Source organism: Flavobacterium stagni, assembly GCF_004122105.1.
Taxonomy (GTDB): Bacteria; Bacteroidota; Bacteroidia; order Flavobacteriales; family Flavobacteriaceae; genus Flavobacterium; species Flavobacterium stagni.
Genome location: NZ_SBKN01000002.1, coordinates 219,017 through 231,359, shown reverse-complemented (window position 1 = coordinate 231,359; position 12,343 = coordinate 219,017). Strand labels below are relative to the sequence as shown.

Sequence of the window (12,343 nt, the reverse complement as noted above, 5' to 3'; positions counted from 1 at the left end):
CTTTATAAAAATCACTTCATATAATTGGTATTTAATTCTTTAAAAGTCTAATATAGATTTTTCTTATACTACTCTGTCCCATTAATTTTATGTTAAATTCATTTTAAACAAACGTTTAATTTAAACAATTGTTTAATTTTGTTGTGTCAAATTATTGAACATTAAAAAATGGAATTCAACGACAAACAAATAGAGATTTTGAAGGTCGCCGAAACCCTCTTCGCTGAAGAAGGATTTGACGGCACTTCGGTTCGCGATATTGCCAAAGCAGCCAATATCAACATCGCTATGATCTCCTATTATTTTGGCTCAAAAGAAAAACTCTTGGAAGCCTTAATTCTAAAAAGAGCCGCTGCCCTAAAACTCAAGATGGAAAACCTTTTCCAAACAGAATTGAGTCCAATCGAGAAAGTAGAACAAATGATCGACCTCTATTTCGATACCATCAACTGCAATCGCAGCATGTATCAAATCCTTCATTTTGAAATCATGACTAAGAAAAGGGATATCGATACGCAACATTTTACCGAAGTCAAAATCAATAATCTTAAAATGTTGGAAAACGTGATTCATGAAGGTCAACAAAAAGGATTGTTTAGTCCAACTGTGAATATCGGACTCATCCCTACGCTCGTTATTGGCACCTTGATGAATTTTAGTATGAACCGTCATTTTTATGAAAAATTATACGGACTTACTTCCGATGAGGCTTTTGAAAACTACATCAACGGTCCATTAAAGCAACACATTAAATTAACCATCAAAGCCCTCTTAACCTATGAAGTTTAAGTTTTTATTTGTTTTGGTCTTATTTGCATCTTTCACTTACGCACAAGACACCAAAACCCTATCGCTCAAACAGGCGATTGAAATCGTAACCCAACAAAGTGACGAAGCACTTCTTGCTGCCCAAAAAGAAACAACAGCCAAGTTGGAATGGGAAAGCATGAAAAACAACCAATATCCGGGTTTTAAATTATCTGGACAATATATGCAGCTCACCAATGCCAACATTTCTTCTCCTCTCAATGTGGGAAGTGGTGTCAAAGTTTCCAGCTTAATGATTGGTCAGGCCAATGCGAATATGCCGGTTTTCAACGGATTTAAATTAAAGAATAGCATTGCCGCTTCCAAAAGTTTGTATGATGCGCAAAAATGGGACACCCAACACGCCAAAGAAGAATTGGCCTTGGAAGTGGTCGAACTCTTTGCTGATCTATACAAAGCCAATGAAATGGTCACTTTATTTCAAGAAAATGTAAAAAGTGCCCACCAACGCAGTACTGATTTTACAGCCATGGTAGACAATGGGTTAATGGCGCGAAACGATCTTTTGAAAGCCCAATTGCAAGAATCCAACGTGCAATTATCCTTAGACAATGCTATTAAAAACGTGAACATTATTACCTTTCGTTTAAATGAATTGTTGAATTACCCTAAAGGCACTAAAATCAAGATTGATATTGATACCATTAAACGAGAAATGGCAGCCAGCGAACTCCAACAATTCGATGGATCACGCAGTGATTTATTAGCCTTACAATCCCGTGAAATAGCCGCTCAAAAAGGGATACAAATTGCAAAAGCCAACTACTACCCTTCCCTAACGTTAATTGGCGGATACATCGCTTTTGACTTAAAAGACGTCATGACGGTTACCAATGCCATGAACTTTGGTGTAGGCATTAGTTATGATGTTGCGTCAATTTTCAAAAACAAAAAAGAAGTGCAATTGGCCCGAAGTAAAGCGGAAACAGCACAAAAAGCCGTCAAAATATTAAACGAAAAAATCGAAACAGAAACACTAGAAGCGCAAGAAAATTATGCTTTGTCGCGCAAACAAAACCAAGTTTATGCTCTTGGCGTTGATCAAGCCAACGAAAACTACCGAATAGTCAAAGACAAATACGACAACAGTCTAGCCAACACCAACGACTTGCTAGAAGCCGATGTGCAACAATTGCAAAGTAAAATCAATTTTGCCTTATCGCAAGCCGATGTGGCTTTGAAATACTATCAATTACAATACGCTACTGGAAAATTAATTCAATCGCTAACTCCCAATTCAAAATAATCATGGAAAAACGTCAGACCAATAAAAAATTCATTCTCATTTTTGCTACCCTTCTAATCGTAGGTGGCGGGTATGGAATCTACAAATACCAACATGCGCAAGCGCATGAAATTACTGATGATGCGCAAATCGAAAAGAACATGAATCCCATCATCCCTCGCGTGAGTGGGTATGTTACTCAAGTTTTGGTAAAAGATAACCAAGAAGTAAAAAAAGGCGATACCTTGTTTATCATCGATGACCGCGATTACCGTGTTCGTTTAGAAGATGCCAAAGCAGCCCTTGCCGCTGCTGAAAGTTCGTTTGAAGTTTCCAAAGCTGATGTAGGTTCGGCCAGCGCCAATGTATCGGTTTCGGATGCCAACCTTCAATCGACAAAAGGGAATATAGAAACGGCAAAAGTTCGCCTTACACGTGCTACCAACGATTACGAACGTTACGCCAATTTGTACAAAAACCGCACAATCACCAAACAACAGTTTGAACAAGCGGAAGCGGCCAAATTAGAAGCCGAAAACCAATTGAAAGTGATTCTTGAGCAACAAAAAGCATCGGCTTATCAAAAATCAGTTGCTGCGTCTCGAACAGTAGTTTCAGGAAAACAAACGGCCGTAGCGCAAGCCAACATCAACCGCGCAAAAGCGGCACTTGAAGCTGCTGAATTAAATTTAAGCTACACGGTTGTTACCGCTGCTATTGATGGCCAAGTTTCAAAAATTGCCCTTCAAGTGGGACAATTTGTACAACCGGGTCAGTCGCTTTTTTATATTGTCAACAACAAAGAACCTTGGGTGGTAGCCAATTTTAAAGAAACACAATTGAATAAAATGGTGGAAGGTCAGAAAGTATCAATCAAAGTAGATGCCTTCCCTGATGATGAGTTCACCGGAACCATCGCTAGTTTTTCGCCTGCGACTGGTGCTAAATTTTCTTTACTACCCCCCGATAATGCCACAGGAAACTTTGTAAAAACCATTCAGCGTTTACCTGTCAAAATCACGTTAGATGCTTCTAATGATCCAAATAAAATTAAAGTTTTACGTCCGGGTATGAATGCCTTAGTGGATGTTCATTTAAAATAATACAACATGCAGAATCAAGCAGACAGTTTGGTAGAATACGGCTACCGCAGGGTAATTATTACCATCACAGCCGTACTCTGTGCCCTACTGGAAATTGTCGATACGACCATTGTCAATGTGGCGTTGACCAATATGCGCGGAAGTTTAGGGGCAACCTTAAACGACATCGCTTGGGTCATTACAGCCTATGCTATTGCCAATGTAATCGTAATTCCCATGACGAGTTGGTTGTCCCAACAGTTTGGCCGTCGCAATTACTTTGCCGTTTCCATCGTGGTATTTACTATTGCTTCCTTCTTGTGTGGTAATGCGACCAATATTTGGGAACTCGTATTCTTCCGATTTATTCAAGGATTGGGCGGTGGTGCGTTGTTGGTAACAGCACAAACCATCATTACGGAGAGTTATCCTATTGAAAAACGCGGGATGGCACAAGCCATTTACGGTATGGGAGTTATTGTGGGTCCTACACTCGGCCCACCTTTGGGTGGGTACATCGTGGACAATTTTTCATGGCCATTGATTTTTTACATCAATATTCCCATCGGAATCGCTGCTACAATCTTGACACTAACTTTTGTTCGCAGTCCGAAATACAGTGAAAAATTAAAGGCTAATCAAGTGGATTGGTGGGGAATTTTATTCCTAGCGGCTTTTATCGGCTCCTTGCAGTTTGTGCTCGAACACGGACAACAAGACGATTGGTTCAACGATGAAATGATTGTCACCTTAAGCATCGTATCCCTTTTAGGACTTTTAGCATTCATTTGGCGGGAATTGGTATACAAGCACCCTATTGTCAATTTAGGTGTTTTAAAAGACGGGAATTTGCGGATCGGTTCGCTTCTTGGGTTTATATTAGGGTTCGGACTCTATGGCTCTACCCTTGTGATCCCCATTTACACCCAATCGATCTTAGGTTGGACCGCTACAGATGCTGGTTTATTGTTAATCCCTGGTTCGATTACCACCGCCGTCATGATGCCTTTTGTAGGCCGAATGATTCAAAAAGGAGTGCCGCAAGCCTATATGGTTTCGGCGGGTTTTGCCATCTTTTTTCTGTTCACCTCCTGGATGCATAATGTGATGACACCGGATACGGGGGTCGAACATTTTTACTGGCCCTTGATTATGCGTGGCATTGGGTTGGGCTTACTCTTTGTTCCCATAACTACCCTTTCATTATCTACCTTACGCGGAAAAGAAATCGGTGAAGGTGCGGCCTTTACGGGTATGTTCCGCCAATTGGGAGGTTCCTTTGGTGTGGCAATTATTACCACGTTTATCACGCGTTTGAGTCAGACCCATCGTGTTGACCTCATTCCATACGTTGATCCAAGTCGCCCAGAAGTACAACAGCGTTTACAAGGCATGCAAGCCAATTTTATGTCCAAAGGTTTTTCTGCCAATGAAGCCCTACAAAAAGCGCAAAACATGATGGAATTAAGTGTACTCAAACAAAGTACGGTATTGGCCTATATGGACATTTTTTGGTACTTGGGATTGGTTTTCTTGTGTTGTATCCCTATTATGTTTTTTGTCAAACGCAGTAAAAATAAAATTAACCCCGCTGATGCAATGCATTAATGAAGGTTATTCTATGTTGGTTGAAAACTCCGGAGTCCCCACTTCGGAGTTTTTCTTTGCTTAAAATCAGAAAGTTATCAACAAAATTTCATTCTAACGCAATAAGTTTTTAATTTTAAATAACTCTTAGCCAAATATTTAACCAACACCTAACCATTATGGGACTTTTTGGACAACACCATCAACGGCAATTGATTTCGACTTTACAACAAAAAAGCGAAGCCATTCATCAAGATATTTCACAAGAGATTGATGAATTGTTAGATGAATTAAAATCAGAATACGAAGAAAACCAAAAGGTTGATCATGAGCTCGAACAATTGCTGAGTGAATTGGCCAACAAACTTGATCCGCAGGAGTTATCACGACTACAACAACTTTCAATTCATTTAAAACAAGTGAAACGCTGTGCGCGAAAAGGCGTAGATGCCATGAAACAATTGGCACGCGATCATAAAAAAGCAGTGCAAGAAAATCGACGAGAATATGAAGAATTTCTCTACCAATAAATAGCTACTTTAAAACTCCCGAATTCTTGGGAGTTTTTTTTTAAATTAAGATTTACTTAAGATAAAACATTGAATGTAGGGTTTTTTAAGTTTCAACTTTTATAGTTAAAATCAAACCAACAACCATGCATCGATTACTATTTTCAACCCTACTTTTATTTACCCATTTTGCCCCAGCACAAACTTTAGATCAAAGTCAGTTGATTTCTAATGCCGGAACGAGTGCGCGAACGCTACCCGGTTATAGTATTGCACAATCTTTTAAATGTGGAATAACCGGCACCCTTTCCAAAATTGACGTCGGTTTTTTCAGTTCGATGAACGGGCAAGGGACTTTGAAAATTTATTCTGGAAACGGCATTGCAGGAACCGTTTTACAAACACTACCTGTTACAGCAACTTGTGGTCCAGGCGATTGTTTTATCTCCTTTACTACCAACGTAGCGGTACAAGCGAATCAAACGTATACCTTCCAATTTACACCAGGAACGGGAATGCCCGACCCGTATGGCGTGCAAGTGCAAATGCCCGGTACTTATGCCAACGGCACGTTTTTTATCATTGACCCAAGCGGAGTTTATGATTCAGGATTTGACATGGTATTCCGTACCTATGTAACTGCTGCTTTGGGTATGGATACGTTAACCCTAAAAACGGCAACGGTAAGTCCGAACCCTTTTAACACTGAAACTTTGATCCAATTAAATACTCCCTTATCCAATGGAACGCTATGTGTTTATGATGTTTTTGGGAAAAAGGTAAGGGAGGTTTTTAACCTCAACGGAACGGAAATTAATTTCAGAAAAGAGACCTTGAGTGCTGGTCTTTACCTTCTAGAAATTCAGGATTCCAACCAACAATATCAACCGAAACGACTCCTCGTTACGAATTGATGCACTCTAAAACAAAACGGCCTCCGCATGAGTCATAGCGGAGGCCTATTTTTTTTATCGAGTAAAGACTAATTTGGTAGTCGAACTCAGATTCGCATCAAAGGCATACCCTTCGTAATTGAAAGCTTGTAAGTCCTCAAGCGTTTCTGCACCGGTATCCAAAATGTACCGCACCATCAACCCTCGCGCTTTTTTGGCAAAAAAACTAATCATTTTCAATTTCCCGTCTTTGTAATCTTTGAACTCCGGAGTGATGACAGGCACTTTTAATTTTTTGGCATCCAAAGCACTGAAATATTCAGTACTGGCTAAATTAACAAACAATTCCCCTTTTTGGAGTTCAGCATTCATCGCTTTGGTTAAGGTATCTTTCCAAAAAGCATACAAGTTTTTAGATGTTCCCACTGGCAAACTTGTTCCCATTTCTAACCGATAGGGTTGCATTAAATCCAAGGGTTTCAAAATCCCATACAATCCCGATAGTATACGCAATTTATCTTGTGCCACGGCCAATTGGGCTTCGGTCAAACTATAGGCATCCAACCCTACATACACTTCTCCATCAAAAGCAAAAACAGCTTGTCGTCCATTTTCAGGAGTGATTGCCGTCACATCACGCTCTTGATTGCGCTGCCAATTGAGTTCGGCCAACTTCTCCGAAATCTCCATCAGTTCCATTAATTGTTTGGGCTTTTTCTTTTTGAGTGCGCGATCTATTGTCGCCGACTTTTTAGCATAAACAAAGTCGGTATACTGTGTTGTAGGTACCGGACGCTCAAAATCCAACGATTTGGCCGGCGAAATAACGATTTTCATAGGGTGCAATTTTATTCCCTCAAAAATAGAAAGTTTCCATCGTTTCCCCAAAATTCTGACCTTCAACCATTCGAAAATCTTATCAACAATTGGGATTTTTGAAAGTAAGATTCTAAAATAAAATTTATCTTTGAACCCTCAAAAAACAACCGCAGTATGATCTATAAATTCAGAGCCATTCTGGACGCCGAAGAAGATATTTTCAGAGATATTGCTATCGATGATAATGACACCCTAGAAGATTTGCACAACGCCCTTGTCAATGCTTTTGGCTTTGACGGTATGGAAGTCGCCTCGTTTTACACTTGTGACGACACGTGGAATCAAGAAGATGAAATCCCGATGTTTGATACCGGAGATGCGCCTGGCGAAATGCGTACCATGGCGGATTTCCAATTGCACGAAATTTTACATGAAGAGCAAACCAAAATCATTTATGTGTACGATTTCATCAACATGTGGACGTTTTTGGTGGAATTAGCTGCTATTGAAGAACCGGTTCCTGGAGCTACATACCCAGACTTATTGTTCTCTCATGGGGAAATGCCCGCTGAAGCGATGGAAAAACAATTCGAAGCTGATGGTGATTATGAATCGTACAATGATTTTGAAGACGAATTGGACGAGGAAGACATGGACATGTTTGGCGGTGATGACCATTTTGAGGATTACGGATTTGAGGAAAATTGGAATTAAGCTGCTGAGCCACTGAGTTACTGAGCTACTGAGTAATTTTCAGTTCAAACAAACTTATCCGATTACAAATAGTTACATTCGGAAGTTTCACCTAAAGTTGTCGTATCTTGGCAAAAATAGAAGCCATGAATACGTATCGAAATTTAATTATTTGGCAAAAAGCCATGAATTTAGTGACAACAACTTATGAAACAACCCTTCAATTCCCGAAAACGGAGCTGAATTGCTTAACCGATCAAATGCGTAGGTCAGCACTATCAATTCCTTGCAATATCGCTGAAGGTAAAGCTCGAAATAGTAATAAAGATTTTATTCGTTATTTACGAATAGCTCTGGGTTCACTTTTCGAATACCAAACCCAACTCGAAATTGCAAAAAATGTAAAATATATCAATGAAGAACAATTCCACCAACTTAGGAACTTCAGTACTGAAATTGAAGTGATGTTGGTCGCCTTCATCAAAAAAATAAATGTATAATTAAAATGCTGTAGCTACTTAACTCAGAAGCTTAGTGGCTCAGCATCTCAGAAGCTAATAACCATGCTTAACCTTTTTAATACCCACATAGATTCCCTTTCCATTCACCGCGTTGGGAATAAAAGTCGTAACGAAAACATGTTCTTATCGGATTCTAACTATAGCTTGACCGATGAGATTGTGCCTTTGATCAAAGAGTATTTCTTCCGTCCATTTCGGGAGAAAGAAGAGAACTATTTCCAATTTGCGCATGATGTGGATTTGGAATACAATGAAATGTTCAATTTAGCCACCGAGGTATTTACCAATCCCGGCAATGTGCATGAGGTTTCCAAAAAAATCACCCGTCACTTATTCGAACAATCGAATCATCCCCACATCAAAAACGGGGAAGTATATGTGGCCTATTTGACCAATATCTCCATCGACAACCAAACCGTGGATGCTTTAGGCGTATTCAAAAGTGAGTTGAAAACCGACTTTTTACAATTTGAAGAGCGTGGTTCCAATTTAGAAATGATTCTTCAGGAAGGGATTAATTTGAATAAATTGGACAAAGGGTGTCTAATTTTCAATTACAAAAAAGAAGAAGGGTATAAAATCTTAACCGTAGACAGCAACCGTTATGATGCCCGCTATTGGCTGGAGCACTTCCTTTCGGTTGATGCGTTCCAAGATGAAAACTACATGACGAAAAAGTATTTGAAGTTTTGTCAAGAGTTTGCCAAAGAAGTGGTATTCCCCGCCGAAGATAAAAAAGAAGAAGTGTTGTTTATGAATCGCGCGGTGAACCACTTTGCCAAAAACGATACGTTTGAAGAAACCAAGTTTTTGAATGAAGTGATGGACAATCCCGATTTAATTCCCGAGTTCAAAAGCTTTAAAGCCGACCGTGGTGAGAAATATAGCATTGAAGATGTAACGTCGTTCCCAATTGCCAACGCAGCGGTTTCTGATGCCCGTCGTGCGATTAAAAACGTAATTAATCTTGACACCAATATCCAAATCAAATTGGATTTTGTGAATCCCGATAGCGCCGAGAAGTTTGTAGAAAAAGGATGGGATGAAGAACGTCAAATGTACTACTACTTGGTATACTTCAACAAAGAACAGAAAAGCTAATCGTGCTACCAGACAAATAAAAAAATATCCTAACCGAATAATTGTGGTTAGGATATTTTTTTGGTTATCCAAATACAATCTTCCAACTTACTTTTTCGATTGTAATAAAGCTGTCAATTCGGGTAAGTCTTTTTTATACTGCTCCACATTCCAAACTATATTCCAATTTTTGACATATTCAGCTAATGGCCCTAACCCAACTCCGGCTCTTCGTTGATCTACATGATCGGGATCTTCCAAAGGGAGTACATAATGGGAATTGTCGGGTTTGGTTCCAATTTGACTTCCATAAATTTGCATTCGCCCTTCACCAATAGCAACGCGATCTTCTAGTAAAGCTAAAGAACTCGCCATTGCATTGCCTTTCTTGACAGCTTCTCGCATCATCGGCAAATAGGTTTGCTGTACTTTTAAATCCGAATGTTGTATCACAAGAAACAAAGTTTGATTGGCTTGTTGCCCCACTTTATCTTTACCAACCCAGCCTTTTTCATCAAGTATCTTTCGAATTTTAATTAAATTCAGGCTGTCTTTTTGCTCCATCAAATCACCAATACTATCGGCTTCTTTACTTTGAATTCCGTATTTATTTTGAGCGGCCATGTATTGATAGCGTATCTCTTGATCTTCTTGGAAAATCTCCAATAATTCTTTTTGTAACGGTTTATCATAGTTGGCTTCAATGCGATCCGAATGCTCTTTTAATTTCGTAACCATTTGAACAAAACGAGTATCCGATCGAAGGTTATCCAAGTCGGAATCCTTGCTGATATGATTGTAATTATCAAACCCAAAAGCAATAGCTTTTTCTAACCATAGTAGTGCTGTATCTTTATCATTCGCCAAAGATGCTACACAGGCTGCATTGTAATAATTCTTTTGAGATTCAGGGCGAATACGAAATGCTTGACGAAAATAATCGGTGGCTTCTTTATAGGCCTTTGCCTTGTAACAGGAATCCGCCTTAGTAATAAGTTCATCATATTGTTGACTATAAACACTAGCAGAAATTAACAAAACAAGAAGAGGAAGAATATTTTTCATAAAAGGCATGGATTAGATTTAATTATATAACACTCAAAAATAACATTTTATCATCAATAAATAATTCAGCATTTTTTCATTTAACTGAAATTAACTGATAGTAGCTCTTTCCAAAATTACAAACCACTAGTCACTAATCACTATCTTTGTAAAAATTGCAAGCCCTTGAGTAAGTTTTGGTTCCTTATCGCAGTATTCATTGGAAGTATGTGTTACGGTCAGCAACCCGTTACCCCCACCAAATCCGATACGTTGTACCAAAAAATTAATACCTATGCCAAAGACAAAAAGGTTGTCGGCTTCTTTCATCGGCTAATTTTTCGCAAATCGGTTCTTCCCGCCACTACCAATAAGAAAAAAAGCAAAGCCCAAATTCCTGTTCAACGGGACTACGCCAAATTTCAATGTAAAATTATTCGCAACATTACCATTGAAACCCTCGACCCCTTTGGGTATTCAGCGGAAGATGTAAACCGCGAACCCAAACACCGTATCGAACGTTGGGGGAATTTTTTACACATCAAAACAAAAAATTGGACGGTACGGAATTTTCTTTTATTTCAAAAAAACGACCTGCTCGATTCACTCAATTTAAGAGAGTCCGAACGCCTTTTGCGCCAACAACGCTATATCCGCACGGTCATTATCAAACCCGTCGCAGTTCCGAACTCCAAAGATTCAGTTGATGTTTCGATTCGCGTTTTGGACACCTGGAGTACCATTCCTACTGGTGCCATTTCCACTTCCAAAGGAAACATTGATTTTACGGAACGCAATTTTATGGGTTTGGGTCACGAATTTGATTTCAATTACCTGTCCAGCTTTGAAAGTTCGACCCCCAATCGCTATGGCTATGAGACCTACTATAAAATTCCAAATTTCAAGCATACGTTCATCAGTACAACTATTTCGGCGCGAAATGATTTAAACAACAACACCCAAAACGCCATTCGTATCGAACGAAAATTCTATTCCACGTATGCCCATTGGGCTGGGGGTTTTTACCATGATTACCGTTCCACGACTGAAAAATTAAATGATACCGCTGCTGTACCTACGTTGTTGTACTTTAAATCCAAGTCATACGATCTTTGGGCCGCGCGGTCCTTTAGTATTTTTGGGAATGGCAATGAGTTTTCCCGCGGTACGCACCTCATCACATCAGTTGGGTTTAATCATACCGCATACCTCAATCTCCCCGACCAGCAATACGATCCCATTCGCTTTGTCAATTCCACCAAATCGGCATTGATGACGATCGGAATTTCGAGTCAGCGCTTTTACCAAGAAAAGTACTTGTTTCGCTATGGCATTGTAGAAGACGTTCCCTATGGCAAAGTGTTTTCGATCACGGGTGGCATTGAAAACAAAAACCAAGTGAATCGTGCCTATTGGGGCAGCCGATTTTCGTATGGTGACCTTTTTGATTTTGGTTATTTACAAGGAAACGTGGAATGGGGGACTTTTGTAAATAATGGCAAAAGTGAACAGACTACGTATAAATTGGAAGCCAACTATTTTACCAATCTCATCCCAATGGGAAGTTGGAAAATGCGGCAATTTATTCGACCGCTTCTAGTAATGGGAGGCAATCGATTGGAAAGTGATCGTGACCGACTGAAATTAGTGGACATCAACGGAATTCCGGGTTTTGATTCGCGTCAATTACTGGGTACCAAGAAATTTCTAACCACTTTTCAATCCCAATTTTACTGTTTGAAAGATTGGTATGGCTTTACTTTAAGTCCGTACCTCAATTACACCCTCGGATTTTTAGATCAAGGCAATGCTACCTTTTTTTCCAACAAAATGTATTCTCAAATTGGAGTCGGTGTATTGATCAACAATAAATACTTGGTATTTAGTAGTTTCCAATTCTCCTTTTCATATTATCCAACTTTACCAATTGCGGGCAACAACATCATTAAAACCAATACTTTTCAAAACAATAGCATTGATTTTAATGATTTTCAAATTGGGCAGCCGTATGTGTTGCCGTTTCAGTAAAAGAAAGCTGTCCCCTAGAAACCAAGGTTTCAAC

General features: G+C 39.4%; 12 protein-coding genes. 10 read left to right on the top strand and 2 right to left on the bottom strand.

Translation table 11 applies throughout. The annotated features are described in order from the left end of the window. The first annotated feature begins 168 nt into the window (after positions 1-168). The 6 genes from EQG61_RS05405 to EQG61_RS05380 all read left to right on the top strand — a co-directional run bounded on the left by EQG61_RS05405 (position 169) and on the right by EQG61_RS05380 (position 6,145). Positions 169-789, top strand: a complete 621-nt coding sequence (locus EQG61_RS05405) for a TetR/AcrR family transcriptional regulator (RefSeq protein ID WP_129460887.1) — start codon at positions 169-171, stop codon at positions 787-789. Then, the gene (locus tag EQG61_RS05400) at positions 779-2,074 is read left to right on the top strand and encodes a TolC family protein (RefSeq protein ID WP_129460886.1); all 1,296 of its coding nucleotides are present in this window, start codon (positions 779-781) and stop codon (positions 2,072-2,074) included. Before EQG61_RS05405 ends, EQG61_RS05400 begins: the two co-directional genes overlap by 11 nt. Positions 2,075-2,076: 2 nt before the next feature. Then, on the top strand, positions 2,077-3,156 hold the full coding sequence (locus tag EQG61_RS05395) for an HlyD family secretion protein (protein WP_129460885.1): 1,080 nt from the start codon (positions 2,077-2,079) through the stop codon (positions 3,154-3,156). Between the two features lie 6 nt (positions 3,157-3,162). Beyond that, positions 3,163-4,743, top strand: coding sequence for an MDR family MFS transporter (locus tag EQG61_RS05390; RefSeq protein WP_129460884.1), 1,581 nt, complete (start codon positions 3,163-3,165; stop codon positions 4,741-4,743). A gap of 158 nt (positions 4,744-4,901) precedes the next feature. Continuing rightward, positions 4,902-5,252, top strand: coding sequence for a hypothetical protein (locus tag EQG61_RS05385; protein WP_129460883.1), 351 nt, complete (start codon positions 4,902-4,904; stop codon positions 5,250-5,252). 125 nt (positions 5,253-5,377) lie between these two features. Continuing rightward, positions 5,378-6,145: a T9SS type A sorting domain-containing protein gene (locus EQG61_RS05380; RefSeq protein WP_129460882.1), complete on the top strand. Its 768-nt coding sequence runs from the start codon at positions 5,378-5,380 to the stop codon at positions 6,143-6,145. A gap of 54 nt (positions 6,146-6,199) precedes the next feature. On the opposite strand, the gene yaaA is transcribed toward EQG61_RS05380, so the two are convergent. Next, positions 6,200-6,961, bottom strand: coding sequence for a peroxide stress protein YaaA (gene yaaA / locus EQG61_RS05375; RefSeq protein ID WP_129460881.1), 762 nt, complete (start codon positions 6,959-6,961; stop codon positions 6,200-6,202). A 156-nt stretch (positions 6,962-7,117) separates the two neighbouring features. Here yaaA and EQG61_RS05370 point away from each other — a divergent pair, with 156 nt between their 5' ends. The 3 genes from EQG61_RS05370 to EQG61_RS05360 all read left to right on the top strand — a co-directional run bounded on the left by EQG61_RS05370 (position 7,118) and on the right by EQG61_RS05360 (position 9,258). Further along, positions 7,118-7,657, top strand: coding sequence for an IS1096 element passenger TnpR family protein (locus EQG61_RS05370; protein WP_129460880.1), 540 nt, complete (start codon positions 7,118-7,120; stop codon positions 7,655-7,657). A gap of 125 nt (positions 7,658-7,782) precedes the next feature. After that, entirely contained in the window at positions 7,783-8,136 is a 354-nt protein-coding gene (locus EQG61_RS05365) for a four helix bundle protein (protein WP_129460879.1), read from the top strand. Positions 8,137-8,199: 63 nt separating this feature from the next. Next, positions 8,200-9,258 carry a nucleoid-associated protein gene (locus tag EQG61_RS05360; RefSeq protein WP_129460878.1) on the top strand — a complete coding sequence of 353 codons (1,059 nt, stop codon included), beginning with the start codon at positions 8,200-8,202 and terminating at the stop codon, positions 9,256-9,258. Between the two features lie 87 nt (positions 9,259-9,345). Here the strand turns inward: EQG61_RS05360 and EQG61_RS05355 are convergent, their stop codons facing one another. After that, complete coding sequence (locus EQG61_RS05355) at positions 9,346-10,302, bottom strand: DUF6624 domain-containing protein (RefSeq protein ID WP_129460877.1); 957 nt, start codon at positions 10,300-10,302, stop codon at positions 9,346-9,348. Positions 10,303-10,467: 165 nt separating this feature from the next. Here EQG61_RS05355 and EQG61_RS05350 point away from each other — a divergent pair, with 165 nt between their 5' ends. Next, positions 10,468-12,309, top strand: a complete 1,842-nt coding sequence (locus EQG61_RS05350; RefSeq protein WP_129460876.1) for a BamA/TamA family outer membrane protein — start codon at positions 10,468-10,470, stop codon at positions 12,307-12,309. Positions 12,310-12,343 lie beyond the last annotated feature (34 nt).